The organism is Pseudoalteromonas sp. S3178 (genome assembly GCF_005886985.1).
GTDB lineage: Bacteria > Pseudomonadota > Gammaproteobacteria > Enterobacterales > Alteromonadaceae > Pseudoalteromonas > Pseudoalteromonas carrageenovora.
This window is the reverse complement of the sequence record NZ_PNCW01000025.1, coordinates 157,203-180,370: the sequence shown is the minus strand read 5'-3', so window position 1 is coordinate 180,370 and position 23,168 is coordinate 157,203. Positions and strand designations below refer to the sequence as shown.

At 38.9% G+C, this 23,168-nt stretch carries 17 protein-coding genes; 8 read left to right on the top strand and 9 right to left on the bottom strand.

From position 1 onward, the window contains the following. Positions 1 to 17 precede the first annotated feature (17 nt). Together CWC11_RS07705 and CWC11_RS07700 are read left to right on the top strand one after the other, a co-directional pair. The gene (locus tag CWC11_RS07705) at positions 18 to 3,812 is read left to right on the top strand and encodes a PAS domain-containing hybrid sensor histidine kinase/response regulator (protein WP_138682215.1); all 3,795 of its coding nucleotides are present in this window, start codon (positions 18 to 20) and stop codon (positions 3,810 to 3,812) included. Further along, positions 3,796 to 4,695 carry a diguanylate cyclase gene (locus CWC11_RS07700; protein ID WP_138682214.1) on the top strand — a complete coding sequence of 300 codons (900 nt, stop codon included), beginning with the start codon at positions 3,796 to 3,798 and terminating at the stop codon, positions 4,693 to 4,695. Before CWC11_RS07705 ends, CWC11_RS07700 begins: the two co-directional genes overlap by 17 nt. Positions 4,696 to 4,780: 85 nt before the next feature. Here CWC11_RS07700 and CWC11_RS07695 read toward each other — a convergent pair whose 3' ends face one another. Both CWC11_RS07695 and CWC11_RS07690 read right to left on the bottom strand, forming a co-directional pair. After that, the gene (locus CWC11_RS07695; protein ID WP_138682213.1) at positions 4,781 to 5,161 is read right to left on the bottom strand and encodes a DUF3192 domain-containing protein; all 381 of its coding nucleotides are present in this window, start codon (positions 5,159 to 5,161) and stop codon (positions 4,781 to 4,783) included. A gap of 184 nt (positions 5,162 to 5,345) precedes the next feature. Continuing rightward, positions 5,346 to 6,290: a D-2-hydroxyacid dehydrogenase gene (locus tag CWC11_RS07690; protein ID WP_138682212.1), complete on the bottom strand. Its 945-nt coding sequence runs from the start codon at positions 6,288 to 6,290 to the stop codon at positions 5,346 to 5,348. Positions 6,291 to 6,786: 496 nt separating this feature from the next. On the opposite strand from CWC11_RS07690, the gene CWC11_RS07685 reads away from it, so the two are divergent. Both CWC11_RS07685 and CWC11_RS07680 read left to right on the top strand, forming a co-directional pair. Continuing rightward, complete coding sequence (locus CWC11_RS07685) at positions 6,787 to 7,920, top strand: 1-acyl-sn-glycerol-3-phosphate acyltransferase (protein ID WP_138682211.1); 1,134 nt, start codon at positions 6,787 to 6,789, stop codon at positions 7,918 to 7,920. Between the two features lie 132 nt (positions 7,921 to 8,052). After that, positions 8,053 to 8,298, top strand: a complete 246-nt coding sequence (locus CWC11_RS07680; protein WP_138682210.1) for a DUF1289 domain-containing protein — start codon at positions 8,053 to 8,055, stop codon at positions 8,296 to 8,298. Here CWC11_RS07680 and CWC11_RS07675 read toward each other — a convergent pair. Continuing rightward, positions 8,295 to 8,993 carry a transporter substrate-binding domain-containing protein gene (locus CWC11_RS07675; protein ID WP_138682209.1) on the bottom strand — a complete coding sequence of 233 codons (699 nt, stop codon included), beginning with the start codon at positions 8,991 to 8,993 and terminating at the stop codon, positions 8,295 to 8,297. The genes CWC11_RS07680 and CWC11_RS07675 overlap by 4 nt on opposite strands. A gap of 118 nt (positions 8,994 to 9,111) precedes the next feature. Between CWC11_RS07675 and CWC11_RS07670 the strand changes: the two genes are divergently transcribed. The 3 genes from CWC11_RS07670 to CWC11_RS07660 are packed head-to-tail and all read left to right on the top strand — an operon-like array spanning position 9,112 to position 14,267. Further along, positions 9,112 to 9,315: a DUF3283 family protein gene (locus CWC11_RS07670; protein ID WP_002962585.1), complete on the top strand. Its 204-nt coding sequence runs from the start codon at positions 9,112 to 9,114 to the stop codon at positions 9,313 to 9,315. 15 nt (positions 9,316 to 9,330) lie between these two features. Beyond that, a complete protein-coding gene (locus CWC11_RS07665) occupies positions 9,331 to 9,732 on the top strand; it encodes a GNAT family N-acetyltransferase (RefSeq protein ID WP_138682208.1) in 402 nt (133 codons plus the stop codon). Between the two features lie 26 nt (positions 9,733 to 9,758). After that, complete coding sequence (locus CWC11_RS07660; protein WP_138682207.1) at positions 9,759 to 14,267, top strand: EAL domain-containing protein; 4,509 nt, start codon at positions 9,759 to 9,761, stop codon at positions 14,265 to 14,267. A 24-nt stretch (positions 14,268 to 14,291) separates the two neighbouring features. On the opposite strand, the gene CWC11_RS07655 is transcribed toward CWC11_RS07660, so the two are convergent. Continuing rightward, positions 14,292 to 15,245: an ion transporter gene (locus CWC11_RS07655; RefSeq protein ID WP_138682206.1), complete on the bottom strand. Its 954-nt coding sequence runs from the start codon at positions 15,243 to 15,245 to the stop codon at positions 14,292 to 14,294. Then, entirely contained in the window at positions 15,242 to 17,914 is a 2,673-nt protein-coding gene (locus CWC11_RS07650) for a bifunctional acetate--CoA ligase family protein/GNAT family N-acetyltransferase (protein ID WP_138682205.1), read from the bottom strand. Before CWC11_RS07650 ends, CWC11_RS07655 begins: the two co-directional genes overlap by 4 nt. Before the next feature lie 114 nt (positions 17,915 to 18,028). Here CWC11_RS07650 and CWC11_RS07645 point away from each other — a divergent pair, with 114 nt between their 5' ends. Further along, on the top strand, positions 18,029 to 18,745 hold the full coding sequence (locus tag CWC11_RS07645; protein WP_058549455.1) for an SIMPL domain-containing protein: 717 nt from the start codon (positions 18,029 to 18,031) through the stop codon (positions 18,743 to 18,745). Here CWC11_RS07645 and CWC11_RS07640 read toward each other — a convergent pair. The 4 genes from CWC11_RS07640 to CWC11_RS07625 form a co-directional block, all read right to left on the bottom strand. Next, positions 18,742 to 19,410, bottom strand: a complete 669-nt coding sequence (locus tag CWC11_RS07640) for a hypothetical protein (protein WP_138682204.1) — start codon at positions 19,408 to 19,410, stop codon at positions 18,742 to 18,744. The genes CWC11_RS07645 and CWC11_RS07640 overlap by 4 nt on opposite strands. 94 nt (positions 19,411 to 19,504) lie before the next feature. Next, entirely contained in the window at positions 19,505 to 21,346 is a 1,842-nt protein-coding gene (locus CWC11_RS07635) for a DUF885 domain-containing protein (RefSeq protein WP_138682203.1), read from the bottom strand. An 88-nt stretch (positions 21,347 to 21,434) separates the two neighbouring features. Continuing rightward, positions 21,435 to 22,571: a radical SAM family heme chaperone HemW gene (gene hemW, locus CWC11_RS07630; protein ID WP_138682202.1), complete on the bottom strand. Its 1,137-nt coding sequence runs from the start codon at positions 22,569 to 22,571 to the stop codon at positions 21,435 to 21,437. Then, a complete protein-coding gene (locus CWC11_RS07625; RefSeq protein ID WP_138682201.1) occupies positions 22,568 to 23,167 on the bottom strand; it encodes an XTP/dITP diphosphatase in 600 nt (199 codons plus the stop codon). Before CWC11_RS07625 ends, hemW begins: the two co-directional genes overlap by 4 nt. Between the last annotated feature and the right edge of the window lies 1 nt (position 23,168).

Genomic DNA, 23,168 nt, shown 5'->3' with positions numbered 1-23,168 from the left:
AAATTACAGGCAACACGTTGAATTTTTTACCTCTAAAATATTATTACCGCTCATTATTTATTGCGCTGTTAGTGCCATTAATTGTCGCTTTTTTACTGTGCCTGCATTTATACAATATAAAGCTTGAGCGAGCGGTAGAAAAACGCGCAGCCGATTTTGCTAATGTATCAGCTCAAGTTAATCATGGCATGGAGTCGGTAAATGGCTTACTCAGCTCTATGTTTAATTTATATCAACGACCTATATCTGCTCAAATAAATCAAACTTTACTAGAAGGTATTAATCAGTACAGTGGTTATTACTATCGACACTTTAATGGGCAAGGAACAGAAATTATAGGTAAAGGGGAATTTTCGCTATCCGCTGAGGCACTTTTACAGTGGCAGCAAGTATTTTCACTTGGACCTTCCTTTAATACAACGCTTGCACTTATGCAGTCGCTATCGGCTGTAGCGTATGTAGATGAAAACGATTTTGCTTATGTGAGTAGGCGTAATAAAAGCCAAAGCTTAATGCTTAGTGAAATATTAAACGGTCAGTTTAAACCCGAATTTTCTCCAAATAGGCTAACCTCAAGCCCTATAATTAAAATAAACGATAAGTCCTATTTTGCTATTGGTAGGCAACGAGATATAGGCTCAAGTGATTATATTATTTTAATTTATGACGTTCAGGCTATTTCTGCATGGCTAAGTAAAGTTTCACCAAGTAGTGGTGAATATGTATTTATGAATCAGTCGCATCAAATTATTGCGAGTTCAAAAAACGTAATAGAAAAAGCGGTGCAGCTTGAGTCTTATTGGCCTAATTTAGTAGAGCATACAAAAGAAGCGACAGTATTAGCCAGCAACAGTAACTTTTTTATGCAACCAATGGCTGACTTACCTATTCATGCAGCATATTACGAACCAAAACCTCAGTTTGTAAGCTCAATTAAATACGAAATATTATTAGAATTTGTATTTTTAACTCTGTTTTTAAGCATGATGTTTGCCGTATTTTTTTGGTTAAGCCAACGTATTTTTGTAAAACCCATGACGCATTTAATGCACTTTTTGGAAAGTAATAATGCCCAGCTTAATAACAAATTAAATTATAATGTGCCGCTAAGTTGGCAACCTTGGTTTTCTAAAGTAAAAACTGTATTTAGCAAAAATGAGCAGCTAGTAGATTCGCTAAAAAATGCCAACAAAGCGCTTGATGAACAAGTACAGCGTCAGTCTGAAAAACTCAGCCGTAGTTATGAGGCCAAAGAGCGCCACCTTGCCTTATTAAACACCATGCTAAATAGTGTGCCTGACCTTATTTACTTTAAAAATATTGATGGCACATTTTTAGGGTGCAATAGAGCATTTGAAGCGTATATAGGTAAAGATCAAACAACACTTGTTGGAATGCGTGTAGATGACTTTGGTGAAAACGATCAGCAAATAAATACATTAGAAAAACAAGTGCTGCAAAATAGAAATAGCGTAGAGCAACGAATAGACACTGATACAAAATCATATCAGTTAACAATTGCACCTTTTTATAACGAGCATCAGCATTTGTTAGGCACAATGGGCATTGGTCGAGATATTACCGAGCAGCAGCAAACGCTTCATGCATTAAAAGCCTCAGAATCTAAATTTAGAAGCGCTATTGAATTTGCGGCCAACTGTGTAGTGCTACTTTCACTTGAATATACAATAGTGCAAGTAAATAAAGCGACTAGAAAGCAGTTTTCTGAGCAAAATACCTTAGTGGGCGAGCCATTAAAAACATTATTTGATGAGTCACAATGGCAGCAAATTAAAGACGCTTTAGCGCAGTTGCTTGATGATAAAAAAAGGGTGTATCACTTAACGTTATCTCAAGGAAAACTGGCTAGCTGGCTGCAGTTGAGTATGTCGCTTGTGTGGGATGAAAATCGAGACCCTGCTTATTACGTTATTCACATTCAGGATGTTAGCGCTTTAACTAAGGCAAAGCACGATGCAGAGCGTGCAACATTAGCTAAGAGCCGCTTTATTGCAAACTTAAGCCACGAAATTCGCACGCCTCTTAACGCTGTATTAGGTTTACTCGATATGCTTATTGAGCAAGGGCTAAATCAAAAGCAATTGCAACATACTGACCAGGCTAAAAACGCAGCACAAAGCTTATTATTAATGCTAAACAGAATGCTTGATTTTGCACGTATTGAAAGCGCTCAAACTGATTTAAAGCTAGCCCCATTTAGTGTTATTGAACTTGTTGATATTTGTGAAAGCCTAACGGGACCATTATGTGAAGGCAAAGGCATTGAGTTTATAATTGATATTGACCCGCTAATAGCCCCAGATTTAATTTGCGACAGTATTCGCCTTCAGCAAATATTAGGTAACTTATTAACCAATGCGGTTAAGTTTACTCATACAGGGTCGATTACACTTAAAGTGGAGCTCATAGAGAGCGATAGTCTAGATCAGCAATATATTTGCTTTAAAGTCATTGATACAGGTATGGGTATAGATGAGGCCGATCAGAGGCGCTTGTTTGATGCCTTCACGCAAGGTGATGAGTCATCTACACGAATACACCAAGGCGTTGGCCTTGGTTTAGCTATTGTTAAACATGCAGTGTTGTTAATGGGCGGTGAAATCGCACTCAAAAGCAAAAAAGGCCATGGTTGTGAATTTAGCTTCAGCATTAGCTTATTAGTTGATTCCAGTAAAAATAAAATGCTGCCAAGTAATGCTCTCGCTATTTTATCAGAGCAAAGTAAAGAGCTTGAGCACGTTACTAATGCTTATAGTGAGCTGGCTAATATTAGTTTAGATGAGGTATTAAAATACCCAATTAAGCTATCTAACACTCAACAAATAATAGTGGATGCAAATGATTTACCTGCGCTATTAAAAGTTGAAGTGATTAACGATTCGCTATCAGCGAAAGAAGTATCAGTGATTATAGTTAATCATCAGCACACGCTTAACCTTCCTACCAGTGAGCATTTAGCTGCTAAGCATGTAAAGGCCTCTGCACTTGGGCAAAGGTTATTTAGCTTAAGCTCATTGATTGAGCCTAAAACAGATATAAATACGGTATTACAAAATGTACCAGAACTAAAAGCAGATATATCAGGTCTACTTGTATTAGCGATTGATGATAATCAGCTTAATTTAGAGATTATTAGTAGTGTCCTTCGTCAAGCTAACATAAACGTAGTAACAGCTTTAAGCGCATCCATAGGTATGGAGTTATTACAAGTATTAAAACCGGATCTAATATTGATGGATGTGCAAATGCCACACATAGATGGCTGCCAAGCAACGACTTTGATTCGTCAACAGTTTGACGCAAAACAGTTACCTATTTTTGCGTTAACCGCGCATTGTGAACCCGCTGATATTGAGCGCTCTTTAAAGTGCGGCATGAATAAGCATTTAACAAAGCCTGTAGTTGCTAAGGTACTTATTGATGCAATAGCTGATTTAAACTTAGTAAAACCAAGCTTTTTTGAGCGCTCGTTTGCGCTTAGTCAATTTAGCTTAGACGAGACATTGCTTAATACCATGATTGGTAAGTTTGCTAACTTGTGCGAAACTCAGTTAGCGCAAATAGCAGAAACCACCAGTAAAGATGATTTGGTACGCTTAGTGCATAGCATAAAAGGTGTGGCTGGTAATTTGGGTTTTAGGCGATTATCGCATTGTGCATTAGTATGCGAGCGAAACCTTAAAACGACTAACGAGCCAGTTGAAACAACACTTAAAGAGCTTATTATGCAATTAGAGCAAGTAATTGTTTTTATAAATGGTTTAGGGGAGAAGGATGTCGAAAAGAGCTAAAGTATTAATAGTGGATGATGATCCGCTAAACAGATTAGTACTTGAAAAAACACTTAAAGACGAGCACGACGTGTTCTTAGTTGAGAGTGGTGAAAAAGCGCTGACATTTGTAAAAACAACACAAGTTGATTTAATTATCCTCGATGTAATTATGCCTGGTATTGATGGCTATGAAGTTTTAGTGCAACTTAAAGAAAACCCTATAACTCAATCTGTGCCTATCATATTTATATCAGCAAACCGTAGCCATGACGACGAGGCTAAAGGCCTTGAGTTAGGCGCAATGGATTATATTACTAAGCCATTTAGTCCCTCTATTGTAAGAGTAAGAGTTCGCAATCAGCTACTTATAAAGCAAAAAAATGACTTGCTTGAAATGTTGGCCTCTATTGATGGGTTAACTGAAATACCTAACAGACGCTACCTTGATGAAAACTTATCTCGCGAATGGCGCAGAAGTAAACGCAGTGGAACGCCATTGTCGGTATTACTTATGGATATAGACCATTTTAAACGTTACAACGACTGCTATGGACACCGTGCTGGCGACGAGTGCTTGAAAGACGTTGCTCAAGTTCTTGCAGCTCAATGCGAGCGAGGAAGTGATTTTATAGCGCGTTATGGCGGAGAAGAATTTGCCGCAGTACTGCCTGGGGTTGGTAAAGCTGACGCAATTGAATTTGCCAATAAACTACGTAGTGCGGTTAATGCTTTGGATATAGAGCATAAAGCATCGTTAAATGCTGATCACATAACAATTAGTATTGGTATAGCAACAACCGAAAGCGGGCAAATATACGCTGAGCAAGCCTTACTTGAAGAAGCTGATTTAGGCTTATATGCTGCCAAAGATGAAGGTAGAGATAGAATAATAGCGCGTTAAAAAGAATATTTTTAAATGCAAAACGCCAATATTTATATTGGCGTTTTTAGTATCTAATGACTTTTGAGGTTAGACTTTTTGCTGTTTAGTGCGCGATCATACTTAAAGCAGTGTCACCAATACCTACCAACTTATCATTTTTAAATACAAGCGGCGTACATTCATCTTTCGTTGTTTTAGAATCAGAATGCTTACTATGAGTGACATAAAAAAGTACTTGGTATACATCGTCATCTTTTTTTAATAGCTCTGTGAAATTAGGCGTTTTTAATTGCGTTAAAACAGATTGATAGCTGCTATCCATCGTCAGTTCTGAAATAGCTTCACGGTTATTTTTATGGTGTGCTTGCCAGCTTGATGAGTTTTTCCCTGCCCAATGAGTCTCAGCTTCACCATCAGATACGGCGATAACACAGCCGGTTAAAAATGGCGCAATAAGGGCCGCTGCTAATAGAGATTTTTTCATTGTGATATTCCTTAAATGAGTTTTTTAATATTTTGATCATATAAGGCAAGTAGCAGGCCAAGTTTAAAAGTTATTTAAATTCAGTCGATTAGATTTTCAGGGCTGTATTTAACTAATCATTTACAAAAATAATTAGTAAAAACAGCCACTTTTTAGTTTTTTTAACTATTTGTCTGCAATGCAGTTATACCAAGCGGTTACGAGATTCGCCGTTATTAAATGCAGTAATATTTAGGCTGACCTCATTGATTAGTCGTACGATTGACTCAGTGCTTGCCCATGCAATGTGTGGTGTAAGTAATAAGTTATTACCAGTGTAATTAGCGAGTGGGTTAGTTAGCTCCGCAGGCTCTTTTGTTAGTACATCTACGCCAGCGCCAGCGATTAAGTTTTGTTCAAGTGCTTTGGCTAAGTCAGCTTCGTTAATAATCCCACCACGTGCAGTATTAATAATAATACTACTTGGCTTCATCATTTTAAGCTCTTGTAGTGCTATTAAATCACGAGTTTCGTCAGTAAGAGGGCAGTGAACACTGATTATGTCAGCCGTTTTTAGTACTTCTTCAAATGGGGTGCGTCCGTCTCTGCATTTTACGCCCTTGCGCTCAGCAATAATTACTTTTGCACCAAACGCCTCAGCTACTTTTGCTACGCCTTTACCCAGTGTTCCACCACCTATAATGGCAAACGTTTTATCTTGAAGGTCATTAAAACTGTAATCTAGTCGGCAAAACATTTCACTTTTTTGCCAAGCGCCTTGTTGGCAATCGGCTTGATAGCGATGAGTATTACCTAGTAAGTTAGTCACTAACGAAAATGTATGCTGAACAACAGAAGGCGTTGAGTAACCAGCAACATTAGTAACTGCAATACCAAACTCTTTTGCAGCGTCTAAATCAACATTATTAGTGCCAGTGGCACTAACGCAAATTAGCTTAAGTTGTTTTAACTGGCTAATCGTATCGCGATTTAATACTGCTTTATTGGTAATAAGTACATCTGCATCTTGGCAATGATCAATAACTTGTTCTGGGCTGGTAAGTTCATACGTTGTTAAATTACCAAGTTGCTCAATACAAGCAAGAGATGTGTTAGCTAATGTGGCGTTATCTAAAATAGTAATGTTCATTATGAGCCTTTAATTAGTAGATCTAGGATAGTTTCAATCGTGAAGTGTTAGCGATTTATAGAAACTGAAAATGTGAAGTTAAGGTACTACGAAAGGAAGCCTTTGAAAATGGTATTACTACCAAATGACTAGGTTATCTTTTGAGGCTAAATATACGCTGCTCTTTGCTTTATAAAACCCCTCTTGTTTAAAGCAGTTCTAGTCTGAAAGCCTATAGGGCCTTAATGCGTTATTTATAGTGGTCTGCCCACTAGCACATTGATAACATGGTATTTTGGTTAACTGATCAGATTTTTTGCACTTATGAGCCTCCTCATGGTCATAAGAGTAGTTACTTAGCTAAATTTGGTTAAGAGATTTATTATTTAGGCTCAGAATAAATTAGATCAAAATCGTTTTTTGGTTATTTCGCATTTTAGATCGCCTGAGTTATAATCGAACTTAGACATAAACGGTGCGCCTTGGCGTGCCGTTTTTTAACATTATAGATGTAGTAATGAGTGAATTAGAAGATAAATACGCAGATATACGCCCATACAATGACAGCGAAGTTGCGGCTTCGCTAACACGTTTAATTAACGATAATGCGTTTATTGATGTAATAGCAAAGTATAATTTACCGCGATTTTTATCATCAATGCCTTTTATTACCCGCCCGCTGGTAAAAAGTCAGTTACGTAAAAAGTGGGGCAAAGTAAGCACGGTTGAAGACGTACAAAACGAAGTGGCGCAATACTTAGATAAATTAGTAAAACGTACGACTTCTAAAGTCACTTTTTCTGGGTTAGATCAATTAGATCCAAACCAAGCTTATTTATTTATTTCAAACCATCGCGACATAGTGCTCGACCCTGCTTTAGTAAACTGGGGTTTATATCAGCATAAAATGAAAACAGTGCGTATTGCTATCGGCGATAATTTATTGCAAATACCTTACATCACTGAGCTAATGCGCCTAAACAAAAGCTTTATTGTTAAACGCTCAGCAAAAGCGCCAAAAGAAATGCTTAAAGCGCTCACCCAGCTTTCATCTTATATTTACGACTCTTTAGTTGGCGGTAATTCTATTTGGATTGCGCAAAAAGAAGGGCGTGCAAAAGATGGCTTTGATCAAACTGATCCGGCACTTTTAAAAATGCTGCAGTTAAATGGTCGTAAGCAAAAGAAAGAGTTTTGCGAATATATTAAAGAGCTTAAAATTGTTCCTGTGTCTATTTCGTATCAGTATGAGCCATGTGCTATTGCTAAAGCCAAAGAGCTTTATCATAAGCAGCACCATGGTGAGTATATAAAATCGGCCGGTGAAGACATTGCAAGTATTGTTGAAGGTTTTAGCACCGCGAAAGGGCATGTACATTTAGCCTTTGGGCAACCAATAGAAGAGCAGTGCGATAGCGCAGAAGAGCTAGCTAAAACAATTGATCAGCAAATAGTGGATTCATTTTACCTGCATCCAGGTAACTATATTGCTGGTGGCTGTAAAAAGGCAGTTATTGACTCTCCAGATACGGCTAAGTTTGAGCAGCGTTTAGCACTGGTACCAGAGGAGCTAAAGCCGTTAGTACTGGCCATGTACGCTAAGCCATTTCACCGTAAAACAGAAATAAATACGAATAGCTGCGAGCATTAATAGTTGTTATTTGGGTTAGTTTTTTAAGCTAACTTCAGATCAAATAGATAAAAGCAGCAATTTAATTGCTGCTTTTTTTTTGTGCAAAAATAACGCTATACTAAGTACCTCTTATATAACGGTGCGAATGCCATGCAACAAATTGAAATATTTGATATTCCAAGCCCTTGCAAAAGCATTTGCTTAGTAAATAACAGGGGATATTGTAAGGGGTGTTATCGAAGTCGTGATGAGCGCTTTGCATGGAACACACTTACTAATGCCCAAAAAAAGAAGGTGCTTAGTTTGTGTCAGCAGCGTTATAAACGCTATTTGCAGAAAAAACAGCAAGCTGCATCTCAAAACACAGAGGCTGAGCAGAAAGGGTTCGACTTTTAAAAGTTTAATCCGTATTTGGCTTTAAGTGCGTAAACAGTGCCGTTATTAGTTAAATTAATTAGCGATTTTTCGAGCTTATCTACCAAGTTTTTATTATTTTTATTTAAGTAATGATAAAGCGGGTAAGTGGTTAGTACTTCTTTTTCGAAGCAGCTTTTTGGTATAACCGCAGAGTTATTTTCAGGCACAAAGTCAACCATCAAAGCACCTTGAACCTTTTGCTGAGCAAGTAAGTTTAGTTGTGTGCTTATACTTTTTACTTTAATGATAGAGCCTGCAAATTTAGTGCTCGCTAAATAGCGCTCTTGAACAGGGTAAGCATCAACAATAGCAATGCTCTCAAGTTGTTCTAATTTATTGGGTAGGCATGTTTTATAAAGAATTAAGTCGAATTTAAATAGCTCGTAGTTAACCCTAACTAAATTTTTGTAATCTTGTTCAACGCTTATATCTCTTCCTAATTGGCCATCTAATACGCCGTTATTTGCCGCTAACAAAGCATTCTTACGGCTAAAATCGATTATATGTATTTTAAAGCCAATATCGGCGTACGCTAATTTTAATAGTTCTAATGCATAATCGGCTTGAGGAGTACTTTGTGGGCGGTTGAAGGTCAGACTATATTGATGGCTAAAGCAAGAAGCGCTAAAAAATAAATTTACCAATAATAACAAGGCACTAAAACGTCTGTTCATTATCAGTTCCAATAACTACAGAAATAAATAAAATAAGACGCGTATAATAGCAAGCTGATTACCGCTTGCCCAGTTTAGTGGGGGAGCTATCAATTTAATATATGAATAAGGAAGTATTGTGAGTTTTAATTTATGCCTATTACCACGTGAAGAAAAGTACCAAATTCAGCTCGATTACGAAGCGTCTTTTTGGGCTTATCAAATTAAGCGAAATAAAAAAACACGTGAGCAAGTATACAACACTATTCATAGCCGCCCGATGGCTGAGCAAATGGTGCTAAAGCAAAAATTTGAGCAATATTTAGCATTAATGCTTAGTTAGCGCTTAGGTTAAGCAATGTATAGCGTTGATGTACTCGATGAGTTAAAAACCCCACTCGTTAATAAGTTTTATAAAAAATATAACGTAAGAGGGCGAGCAAACAAACAAGATAGGCTCTGGGTTACTTACTATAATAATGAAATAGTCGCGGCATGTAGGTTACAAAATAAGGCTGATTTTTTGTTTTTATCTACCGTTTATGTCGCTCCAAAGCACCGCGGTAAAGGTGTGGCTAAGCAATTAATATCTGCTCTTATAAAACAGCAGAATAAAGTAATTTATACCTTCGCATATAAAAACGTAGCCGATTTATATTGTGCTATTGGATTTAACCAGGTGTTAACATATACTCTTGCTTTACAAGTACTTTTTGATACTTACAAGCACCGAAATATTATCGCCCTAGAGTACCCATAGTAATAAAATAATAATATGGAATAAGCATGAGCAAATGCGTTAATGGGATCATTAGTTGCTTTATAGTTTTAATAACTATTTTAAGTTGCCAAGTTGGCGCACAAGTAAAACGTTTATCTCCTAGCGAAGGTTTATCACAAAGCTACGTAAATACGATGCTCATTGATAATAACGGTTATCTTTGGCTTTCTACAGAGGCTGGGCTTAATCGTTACGATGGCTATCAAGTTATTCCAATTAATGGCCCTAATGGCGAATTAGAAGAAGCCATAATTGACCGTATTTACCAAGACCCCCAAGGCCACATTTGGATAGCCTCCTTACTTGCTGGCTTATTTAGATACGATCCCGTTACCGACTCTTACCAACAATTTTTAGAAAAACCCACCAGTGAAGAAGAGATAATCAATCAGTCTGTTTTTAGCATGATTGCAGTTGATAAAAAAACGCTTTGGATTGGACGAGGACGAGACTTTGCAAAGCTTGATATAGCTACGGGTAAAATTACCACTATTTTTGAGCTTCCTGAAAAATTTAAAAACACCTTAGTAAGAAAACTATTTGCCTATAATGGCTACATATTTATAGGCACAAGCCATGGTGCTTATGTATTTGATATTGCTACAGAGCAAGTTAGGCCTCTACAGCATCTTAGAGGTGAGGCTGAGCACATATATCAAAATAACGTAAAGTCGTTTGCACTAGGTGAAAACAATCAGCTATTAGTGGGTGCTGTACAAGGCTTATATGAAGTTGATATTAGTAACTTATCAAAAATGTTTGAACGCCCTGACTTACCGTTTAAAAATAAAGTACTACTTACTGATTTAAATGTTTGGGCGATTACTAACGAGCACGGAAAGTTAGATTTAGCTACCGATAAAGGTTTGTTTAAGTTTGATTTAACCTCCGGCGAAATGGTTAAAAATACCCGTATTACGCAAAGCAAATACACCCTTGCAGATACCAGTATTATTGATATGGCAAAAGATAAATCGGGCGGTACATGGGTTGCTACTAAAACAGATGGTGCCTTTTATTTATCACACGATAGTTATCACTTTAATAATGTTGATGGCAGTTTGCTTGGTGGCGATGGATTATCGCATCACTCTATTTGGGGAATTACAGAATATAAAGGCAAGCTTTGGCTTGCTACTCATAACGGCATAACTGAGGTTGATTTAAAAACCAATATTGGTAAAGCCTATTTAAAAGATTACAAAGTAGACTTACTCACCACCGAGTTTACTGTATATGAAATAACACCGTATAAAGATAATTTATGGCTTTATACAAACCGTGGGTTATTTATTTTTGACCCAGTAACACATCAAGTTACGCAGCCTAAAACCCACAATCCTGCTAACCAAGCGTTTATTACTGGCCGGGTACATGGTGTTACTTTAATGCCAAATGGCGACTTATACTTTGTACATTCAGATCATGGGGTATTTATATACAATATAGATACGCAAATTGTTACTCGCTTAGGTGGGCAGCTTGCGCAGTTTGAGCCTTTTTTAGCACATGGCTTTTTACCTGCCTTAAGCAATAAACCTGACTCACCACTGTTTTTTAATGCAGGCATTTTATACCAAGTAAACCCAAACAATTTAACACTTAAAATGATTTATAAAGTACCAAAACAGCATGAAAATGTTGCTATTAGTGTGCTTTCTTACTTAATTGATAATAACAATATTCTATGGATATCATTGTCTAACTTTGGCTTAATTGGGCTTGATGCATCCACTTATCAGCTAGTGCATACCATTGATTTAGAAAAAAACAAATTAGGTACACTGCTTTACGATATGGTGCTTGATGACGATGGCATGATTTGGATGAGTAGCCATAAAGGCATTTGGCGTCTAAATCCCGAAACACTTCATTTTCAACAGTTTAGTACATCTGAAGGGTTGCTCTCAGCTGAATTTAACAGTAATGCTATGGCTGAGCTTAAAGATGGCCGTATTGCATATGGCAGCTTAAAAGGGTTTACCTACTTTCACCCAATGGAAAATCAAAGTTATCAGTCGCTTATTGAGCATGTAAACATTACCCGGGTTGATTTAATGTCACGAGACTTATCGCTTGATTTAAAACAACCACTTAATGAAATTGTTCTCAATCATGATGATATAGGGCTTGAAGTTGCATTCTCGGCAATGGCATTTAGTAACCAAGAACGAATTATTTATGAATACCAACTCGATAACGGTCAAAAAACATATACGCGTAATAATAATCGAGTGTTGTTTCCAAAGTTAAACCCGGGGAATTATCAATTAAAAGTATGGGCAAAAGATCCATTTACCGGTGAATATACATCACCCGCTATTTTAAAAATAAAAGTAAAGTATCCACTTTGGCGAGCGCCCTATTTTATGGTGCTTTATGCCATGTTATTTATTGGTATAGTTGCCGTGTGGGTTATGCGTCGTAATAAAGTGCAGCGAATTTTATTGGCTGCAAACAAAGAAAGTAAAGAAAGCGAAGCCCGCTTAAAGCTTGCGCTTGAAGGCAGTGAATCCGGTGTTTGGGATTGGGAGTCAAGTAGTCCAAGTATTTATCAGCCGCGCTTAGTAAGCGAGCTGGGCTACGAAAATGAAACCGTTAGCCTAGATGAGTATTTATCTAAAATACACCCGCAAGATAAACAGCTATTTCGCTTAGAATGGCTTGAGTTTTTATCAACCGAAAAAGGTTACTTTAACTGCACTTACCGTTTACGTCATGCTAAAGGTTATTGGCGCTGGTACAAAGACTTTGGCAAAGTAGTTGAATGGGATGATAAAACGCCGTTAAAAGTGGCGGGCACGTATACCAATATGACCCGTGAAATGGTGTTTGAAGAACACGCTTTGTTGTTTACCGCAGCGTTTGAGCAAACACGAGATTGGGTGTTTATTCTGGATAAAAATTTAAATATTCGTGCTTCAAATAAGTCACTGCAAACGGCCTTTAATTTTTCTGCTGAGTCTTTATCAAGCCGAGCGCTAAATTTAGGTATATCGCGTAGTAACCGCTTTGACTATTTACGCATAATGCAAAAGCTATCGGTAGGTGAGCACTTCTCGTGTGAAGACAGTGTTGTTTTAGCAAGTGGCGAATCACGCCATGTACTTGTAAAAATAAGTGCTGTAGCCGATAGCGAACAACGCCTTAATAGCTATGTAATTATTTTAACTGATATTAATGCACAAAAATCAGCCGAAAATGAACTGCACTTACTCGCTAACTACGATGGACTTACGGGCTTACCTAATAGAACCTTATTTAACGATAGGGTGGAGCATGCATTAGAACAAGCTGAGCTGCATAAGTGTAAAGCGGCTTTATTACATATTAATATAAAACGTTTTAAATACTTTAATGACTCATTAGGACATGAAGCAGCCGATGGGCTTATAAAAGAAGTGGCTGAGCGCTTAAAGAGTGCTTTACGCCCATCGGATAGTGTTGCTCGCTTTGGTGGCGATGAATTTGTAGTGCTGGTAGAGGATATTCATCAAATCGAAGAAGTGCTTATTATGTGCACTAAATTGATGGACTGCGTAAAACAAAATATTTCAATTAACGACCAGGTAGTTAATGTTAACTTAAGTATTGGCGTTGCTATATCTCCTGATGATGCCCAGCAAGGGCCGGCGCTTTTAAAGGCTGCAAGTATAGCGCTGTATCATGCTAAAGACTCTTTAGAAGGGCGCTATCAGTTTTATAAGCAGGAGATGAATCAGCATGTTCAAAAAGCGCTGCATCTTGAGTCACAGTTAACTAAAGCATATCAAGAAGAAGAGTTTTGTAACTATTATCAACCTATTATTAATGCTAAAAGCCAAAAAACAGAAGGCTTTGAAGTGCTGTTGCGTTGGCCTGAAAACAAACTAGTACAAACTCAAGAGTTTTCGGTTGCGGCAGAAGGGATCGGTTTAATTACAAAAATTATGCTGCAAACTTTTACTCGTGCATTGCAAGAGTTAAAAGAATGGCGAAAGGCCTCTCCTCATTTGTACCTTTCTATTAATCTATCGGCGCTCGATTTTGAATTTGAAGATTTAGTTCCTGAGATCAGAAATGCACTTAATCATGCACAGGTATCATCAGAAGCCATTGTTTTTGAAATAACCGAGTCTGTACTTATGCGCGACTCGCATCAAGCTCTACAAAGCATGGAGCAACTCAAAAAGCTAGGTTGCAGGCTTTACATGGATGACTTTGGAACAGGGTATGCGTCACTCACTTATTTAAAACGTTTTCCTATTGATGTATTAAAAATTGATAGAAGCTTTGTAGAAGATATAGGTGTTGATTCTGATGATGAGGCAATTATTCAGTCAACCCTTGCGCTGGCGCATAGCTTAGGAAAAGAGTGTGTAGCAGAGGGTGTAGAAAGCTTACATCAACTTAGCTTTTTAAAGGCCAGAGGATGCAAGCATTTTCAAGGTTATTTATTTTCTAAACCTGTGCCTAACAAAGAAGTGTTAGGGCTTATTAATCGCGACTGGAGCGATATATTTAATCAACAATAGTATCTTAAACAAAGCGCCCTTAATTTAAGGGCGCTTACCGCAGTGACGACAATAAATATGGCTATTGCGCTCTTTTAGTTGTGTTTTTATGGCCTTATTTGCCTCAAGCTTACTTAATCCCAACTTATAGCGTAGCTCTTCTAAGTGAGCGTGCTGCTCTTTGTTGAGTGTGCCATCATGAATTTGTTCATGGACTGCGTCTTCAAAAAACTGGCGTCGTTTACGTATTTGCTCTGAAAAACTAGATGCGAGTAAACCTGTTGGGATGGCTACCATTCCCATGCTAAGTAATGTGATCACCCCGCCAAAAAATTTACCCAATGAGGTTATAGGGACTACATCGCCATAGCCTACGGTGGTAAGCGTAGCCATTGCCCACCACATCGCCGCGGGAATAGAGCCAAATTTATCGGGTTGAATATCATGTTCAATTAAATAAATACCGCAAGAGGCTAAGATAAGCACGACCGCCATAATAAAAAATGCTGCAAGTAATGAACTGCCTTCATCTATAAATGCTTGTAACAGCAGCTGCATAGCACGAGAGTAGCGAGTAAGCTTAAACACTCTTAGTAGCCTAAGTACGCGTAAAAATCGCAAATCGAGCGGAAATAAAAACATCAGTAAGCTAGGCAAAATAGCAATCAGGTCAATTAGCGCCAGGGGAGATAAAAAATAACTTAGCCTGCGTTTTGTATTAGTGCCATTAATGGCAGCATACTTTGTTTTATCTACACATGCCCATAGCCTTGCTAGATATTCAATAGCAAAAATAGCCACTGAGACAATTTCTAAAATTAAAAATTCATCATAATATTTAAGCGCTACGCTCGGAATTGATTCAATAACGATGGCTATAACATTAATCATTATTAAGCTAATGAGGGTAATGTCTAATAGGTGCCCTGCACGGTGATATTGCCCCGTCCCCTCAAATAGGCAGGCCATTTTTTGTCTTAAAGTTTGTGGACTATTCATTCGTTAAGTTTAAGCACCATGTTAATACTGCCTTCTTCAAAGTCGCGGCTTATTTTAAAGCCGAGCTTGCGAGCTAGCTCAATCATGCCTGTGTTTTCAGGCAATGTGATCCCCTCTACTGTTTCAACGCCTTGGCGCTTACAATGATTAATTGCCGCTGTCATAAGAATAGTGCCAAGGCCTAAACCTTGATAATCAGAGCGCACTACAGTTGCAAATTCAGCATGTAAATTATCAGGGTCCATAATAACTCTTGCTACACCAAGCGTACGGGTTTTGCCTTCAAAGCGCTGGCAAACAATAAATGCCATTTCACGGTCGTAATCAATTTGGGTCATTTTAGCGAGCTGATCGTGATTAAACTGAGGAAGTTCACCAAAAAATCGTTTGTAACGATCTTCCTTATTTAAAGATTGATCAAACTCTTGGTGGGCTTTTTCATCTTCTGGTTTTATAGGTCTGAGAGTTGCTTGGGTGTTGTTTTTAAGAGTCACCACTTCGACAAGCTCAATAGGGTAAGGACGAATAGATAAGCGCTTACGATTGCTTTGTGCTTGGTATTTATTAAGCGTCATAGTGGCATCAAGTACTAAAAACTGCCCGTTACTGGCAAGTATTGGATTTAACTCCATAGAGCTAATATCAGGCTGATCTATCACTAATTGCGAAATACGAGTGAGTAGGGCGCAAAGTCGATATTTATCGACTTTTTCGGGCAATATACGTTCTTTTAGTACCCCTTTATCGTGTGCTGCTGCAATTAAATATTTAGCTAGGTTCATGTTAAGTGGTGGAAGTGCAACAGCAGCTTGTGCGTACTCCAGGCCGTTCCCGGCTTCGCCAAGTAAAATAACGGGCCCAAAATTAGGCTCTGTTTTAATGGCTATTCTAAGCTCATTTGCGCCTGCGCGTGGCGCCATTTTTTGCAGCGAAAACCCTTCAATCACCGCATCTGGGTACGTATTTTTAATCCGGATTAGCATTGCAAACGCGGTTTGCTCTACTTCATTTGCATCGTTAAGGTTAAGGACTACACCACCCACTTCCGATTTTGAAGCAATACTTGGGCTAATTAGTTTTAGTGCCACAGGAAAGCCAAGTTCAATGGCTTGCTCTCTTGCTTCTGTAGGGGTGTAAGCGACCTCTGTTTGAATACATTCAACACCATAGTGGCTCAATACTTGGCTGGCTTGATGGGTCGGTAAATAGCTTTGTTCATCTGTTAAAAACTCAGTAATGAGTGTTTTAGCTGCTACTTTATTTATTTTTGCATCATCTGTGTTCGACTCTGGCGTTTGCGTTAAGTGTTTTTGATTTCGGCGATAGCTAACTAAATGCATAAATGCACCTACAGCACCTTCAGGTGTTCGGTAAGTTGGTATAGCGCTATTAGAGCATACCTTTCTAGCGGCGTAGGAGGCATCTTCTCCCATAAAATTAGTGATCACATAAGGGCGCGCCATTTTAGGAATCGTTTGTAGAGTTTGCACTATTATATCGGCGTAATCTTCACTCGGTGCCAGTGCTGATGGAGTGTGAATTATCAACAAATTTTTAACTTCTTTTGCGCGCAATAAAATATCAAGAGCTTGCTTGTAACGAGCCGGAGCTGAGTCACCAAATATATCAACAGGGTTTGATGTGGTGTCTGATTGTGGGATCACTTTATTGAGTGCTGCGCGGGTTTCATCGCTTAATTGGGTTAACTTGCCAGAGTTTAATATAAGCTCATCAACTGCCATAACCCCAGGGCCGCCACCATTGGTTAAAATTGTAAGTTGCTCTACTTTTAATAATTTTGGGTGCATAGCAAGTGTTTGTGTAGCGGCAAATAGCTCACGTAAATCTTTTACGCGTAGCATACCCGCACGCTGAAATAGTGCATCGTAAACCGCATCTGAACTTTGTTTACCACCGGTGTGAATTTCAGCGGCGAGTGCTCCGGCACTGGTTTTTCCGGTTTTTATAGCAATAACGGGTTTACTAAAAGCAGCAGCTCGCGCTGCAGATATAAACCCGCGAATATCTTCAATATTATCTATGTACAATAAAATGGCTTTGGTTTTAGCGTCGCGGCCTAAAAAGTCGAGCAGTTCATCAAAGTCTATATCTAGGCAATCACCCACCGAGACAAAATACGAAAAGCCGATTTCTTTGTTTTTTGCCCAATCTAAAATGGTCGAACACACTGCAGCCGATTGCGATACAAAAGCAAGTTTACCCGGGCTTGCAACAGTGTGAGAAAAACTTGCGTTTAAGCCAATATGGGGGATAAGTAAGCCTAAACAGTTTGGTCCAAGCAGCGTAACGTTGTGTGCGTGGGCTGATTCTTTTAATGCTGCTTTTAGCTCATTTGAAAGACCATCGGCAATGACTATGGCGCTTTTACAACCAAGCTTACCTAACTGTTCAATGATACTTAGTAGAGTGTTTTTGTTGGTACAAATAACAGCAAGATCAGGTACTTTAGGCAATTCAGCTATGCTTGGGTAGGCAAGTACACCATGTACCGCTGTATGGCTTGGCGTAACTGGCATTATTGGCCCGTTAAAGCCACCCCGTAACAAATTGCGCATTACTACAAAGCCTGCACGAGTTGACACGTTTGAGGCGCCAATAACCGCCACCGACGCGGGGTTAAAAAACTGGCTAATACGTTTTAGGCTCATAGCGGATCCTTGGCTGATTATATTTTGCGTTATTTATACTCACAATGTACCCTGTTTAGTGTGTTATTTCGAGCGTCTAGGTGCTTATTATTGATATCAATCAAGGAGGTGAACGTGAACAAAACACCCGGTTTTTATATTGTTATAGCAGCAATTTGTTTAAGTATAGGCTTAGTTAGCTTTGGTTTTATTTTAAAAGGAACAGCACTTGACGTAAAAGCGATGGAGCGAAGCGTACAAGTTAAAGGATTAGCTGAGCGAGAAGTAAGCGCAGACACCGTAATTTGGCCTTTGCAGTTTAGTGATGCCGACAACAACCTCGAAAAGTTAGTTAGTAGGGTTGAGCAAAAAAATGATGCGGTTATCGCTTTTTTAAAGCTACATGGCTTTGATGATGACGAAATAAGCACAGGGAGTCAGTCAATTATTGATAAGCAAGCCCGCGAATACGCTAACGAAAATCAAAAATTTAGGTATTTAGTACGCTCTAATATTATTGTGTATTCAAGTGCTCCCGATAAAGTACAAAATGCACTGAGTAAAGTAAGTCAATTAGCAAAGCAAAACATTGCAGTCGTACAAGACAGTTACGAAACCAAGGTGGAGTATATATTTACTACTCTTAACGATATAAAACCTGCCATGGTGCAAGAGGCCACAGAGAAAGCCCGAGAAGTGGCGAATAAGTTTGCTAAAGACTCAAATTCAAAACTTGGTAAAATTAAAACGGCGCGACAAGGCCAATTTAGTATTACTAACCGTGACTCAAACACACCTCATATTAAAAAGGTGAGAGTAGTAACAAGCGTAGAATATTACTTAAGTGACTAAATTGCTTTGATTAAATGTGCAATTTGCGCGGTTGAACGCTGCAGGTAAGCTGCACTGAGTAAAATGCTGGTTTCGTTGATGCTTGCCCCTTTTAATATACTTGCCAGTTGTTGCTTAGCCAATGGGTTTTGTTTTTGTTCTATTTCCATAAGGGCTAGCAGCGCTGAAAATTCATGCTTAACTGGGGTGTTAGGTTTATTTGCATATGCAATATAACAAGCAACTGGCGTGAGGCCGCGTGCATTGGTTTGCGCAAGGGCTTTGACTAAATCATCGTTAGATTCAAATAACATTAAAGAGCGCACGTAGTTAAAAGCCAGCTTTTGAGCATGGGCGTGCTTAAATACATTATGTAGCACATTATTACCTTGGGTATCTTGTGCTAAAAAGCCTTCGTTTTCTTTTAATGCCGGTGTAAAAAACGTTAATGCATCAGTGGTCGTTAATTGGTTTATAAAAGGCGCTGGTGGTGTGTTGGTGGTTAAAATACGTGTTGCCATGTTTTGCATAAAGTCGTATTTAATATCCATACGCAAAGCGGTTTCACAAAGGTGATTAAGCTGTAATGTTTGCTGGGCAGGACTTAACTGTTTAAAGTCGCTATCAAGTTCATCTAGCTGATGCTTAGCAATTCGCGCATTAAGTAACTGTATGCTTAAATCCATTCTATCACTCTACCTCTTAACGTTTTTATTACTATAAAACAAAAAAGGCCGCATAAGCGACCTTTCATATTTAAACAGTTGCTTTAAATTGGTTTTAAGCTTTTTTGCTTGCTACCCATTCGTTCACAAAGCTCTCTAGTACGTTAAGTGGTACAGGTCCATTTTTAAGTACTACATCGTGGAACTGGCGAATATCAAACTTATCACCAAGTTGCTTTTTAGCATCTTCACGCAGTTCTAAAATCTTAAGCATACCTACTTTGTATGCTGTTGCTTGCGATGGCATTACAATGTGACGCTCAACCATTTTAACACCGTCTGATGTTGCATTAGGCGTGTTATTTACGTAGTAATCAATACCTTCTTGGCGAGTCCACTTCATTGCGTGAATACCGGTATCAACCACTAGGCGACATGCGCGCCATAATTCCATTGAAAGGCGACCAAAATCTGAGTAAGGGTCTGAGTACATACCCATTTCTTTAGGGATGAACTCTGAGTATAAACCCCAACCTTCAATGTATGCCGTATAGCCGCCAAACTTACGGAACTTAGGTACACCTTCAAGCTCTTGCGAGATAGCAATTTGCATGTGGTGACCCGGAATACCCTCATGGTACGCTAATGCTTCCATTTGATACGTTGGCATCGCTTCCATGTCGTAAAGGTTTGCGTAGTAAATACCAGGGCGTGAGCCATCTGGCGCAGGTTGTTGGTAAAATGCTTTACCTGCTGCTTTTTCACGAAATGCTTCAACGGCTTTAACTTTAAGGTCTGCTTTTGGCTTAACAATAAATAGCTCGTCTAAACGGGTTTTCATGGTATCAATTAGGCCAGTTGCCTCATCTAAATAACGCTGTTTACCTTGTGCGTCATTGGCATAATAAAATTGTTTATCAGTTTTCATAAACTGCATAAACGCTTTTAAATCACCTTTAAAGCCCACTTTATCTTTAATTTCACGCATTTCGTCATGAATACGCTCAACTTCAGCAAGACCAATGGCATGAATCTCTTTAGCCGTTAAATCGGTTGTTGTAGTGCGTTTAAGGGCGTTATTATAAAACGCTTCACCATCTGGCAATTTCCATGCGCCATCACGATTATCAGCGCGTTTCTCTAGCTGTGCTAGGTAATTAATTAGCTTAGAGTAAGAAGGCTTAACCGCTGATTTTAGTGCATCAGTTGCATCGCTAATTAAGGCATCTTTTTCATCTTGGCTAATTTCAAGTGCACTTACTTTGCGTTTAAAGTCGGCTAAAAGGGTAGAGTCTTCACCTTTTTCAAACGGCGCACCATGGATGATGTTTTTGCTTGAATCAATAACATGTGGGAACACAAATTTAGGGGCAATAATACCTTTATCAGCACGCGTTTCTAAATCAGTAATTAGTTGATCAAATACTGTAGGTACACCGTTTAAACGTGCAATGTAGTCTTTTGCTTCTTTAACGTTACTAATTGAATGTTGGTTAATTAAAAATGCAGGCACCATAGAGTGAGTACCAAACATTTGATTCACTGGGTAGTTATGATAACGCCATTTAAAATCAGCAATTGAGCTTTCTAGGTCTTGTTTTTTTAAGTCGTAACTTACTTTTGTTGCATCATCAAGTAGATCGCGATTAATTGCTTTTAGCTCAACTAAATCAGCTTTAGTTTGTGCTAAATCTTTTTGTTTTTGCTCTTCGCTGCCGTCATCCCATTTGTCGTAATCTTTTTTTATGCCCATGTAAGTTTGGTACACAGGGCTGCTCATTACGTCGCGGTTAAATGTATCTTCAAAAAACGCATTGGCTTTGTCTATTTCACTTTGTTGTGATTGAACATTTTGTGCTTTTGCAACCGGTGCGGGTGCGGCCTGTTGAGTTGTTTGCTGGCAACCAGCAATAAGTGCAACGCTTACGGCAGCTGCAATAAAGGTAAGTTTACGCATTGTTTTCCCTTTGTTGTTAGAAACCCATTAGGGTGTATTGTATTTATTTGCTTGTATTTTTATGTTTATCGCGCGTGGTTAAAAACCACTACACGAACAATTCTAGCAGGTCATTTAAAAAACGATGGCCTTTAAGGCTTACTTGCCAGTGGCCGTTTTCTTGTATTAACAATCCTGCATTTATAGCTTTTGTTAAAGCCGCTTGCTGGCTTTGTAGCGGCTGACTAGTCAGCGAACTGAAATCTTCAATTGGGCAAGGCTCGACTAAGCGAAAACGATTCATAAAAAATTCAAAGGCTAAATCGTCTTGCTCTACTTCCCAACTTTTGTACATATATGGCTTAATTAAATCCATATAACCGCGAGGGTGTTTAACCTTTTCGGTGCGTGTTATTACACCCGTTTTTGCATCAGTAACTTTACCATGAGCACCACAACCAATACCGAGATAATCGCCAAAACGCCAATAATTCAAGTTATGTTGGCATTGATAACCGGGCTTTGCATATCCCGATATTTCGTATTGAATGTAACCAGCTTGAGCAAGTAACGCTTGGCCTTGCTCTTGAATGTCCCATAGGGTTTCATCTTGCGGCAGAGTAGGTGGTTTTGAAGCAAACTGTGTATTTGGCTCAATAGTGAGTTGGTACCACGATATGTGCGGCGGATTTAAAGCAATAATGTGTTTTAAATCGCTCAGTGCATCGTCAAGGCTTTGCCCCGGTAAACCATGCATTAAATCAAGATTAAAACTATTTAGCCCAGCGTGTTTAGCTTGCTCAGCGGCGTAGTTTGCTTCATCGGCACCATGAATACGGCCAAGCGCTTTTAGCTTGTCGTTTTGCATACTTTGCACACCAATGGAAATACGGTTAATACCGGCTTTTACATACTCTTTAAAGCGTCCGGTTTCTACGGTGCCAGGGTTTGCTTCAAGGGTTATTTCGCAAGCATCACTAAGGCCAATCAGGCTATCAACTTCTTTAAGTAAACGAGTGTAAGCATCGCCGGTTAATAAGCTTGGCGTGCCACCACCAATAAAAATACTGTGTATTTTACGCCCTTGCACTAAATGTAAATCAGCTTTTAAATCGTCTATTAAATGTTGAATGTATTCAGCTTCAGGTATGTCGCCTTTTTGCCCATGGCTATTAAAGTCGCAGTAAGGGCATTTTTGCACGCACCAAGGTACGTGCACATATAAGCTAAGAGGTGGAAGGTTCACAGGCCGCCTTTGTTTTTAAGCTCTAGTAGTAATTTTTTAAGTGCTTGGCCTCGATGGCTCACTGCATTTTTTTGCTCTTTAGTGAGCTCTGCACTGGTACAGTTTTGCTCAGCAACAAAAAATACTGGGTCGTAACCAAAACCACCTTCGCCATTTTGGCTTTGTGTAATTTCGCCTTCCCAGCTTGCGCTGCAAATAAGTGGGGTAGGGTCATCTGCGTGGCGCATTAATACCAGCACACACCAAAAGCGGGCTTTACGGTTTGAATTACTACCTAAATCATTAAGTAGTTTATCTATGTTGTCTTGATCGCTCGCGCTCTCACCTGCAAAGCGAGCAGAGTAAACGCCCGGCGCGCCATTTAAGCCATCTACTTCTAGGCCTGAATCATCAGCTATGGCTGGCATACCTGTAATTTTAGCCGCATGGCGGGCTTTTATAATGGCGTTTTCTACAAAGGTGGTGCCAGTTTCGGCTACTTCGCCTACGTTAAAGTCACTTTGTGGCACTACGTTAATGTTAAGTGGGCTTAGCATATTTGCCAGCTCATTTACTTTGCCAGGGTTACCTGTAGCAAGTACTAAAGTTTTAGTCATG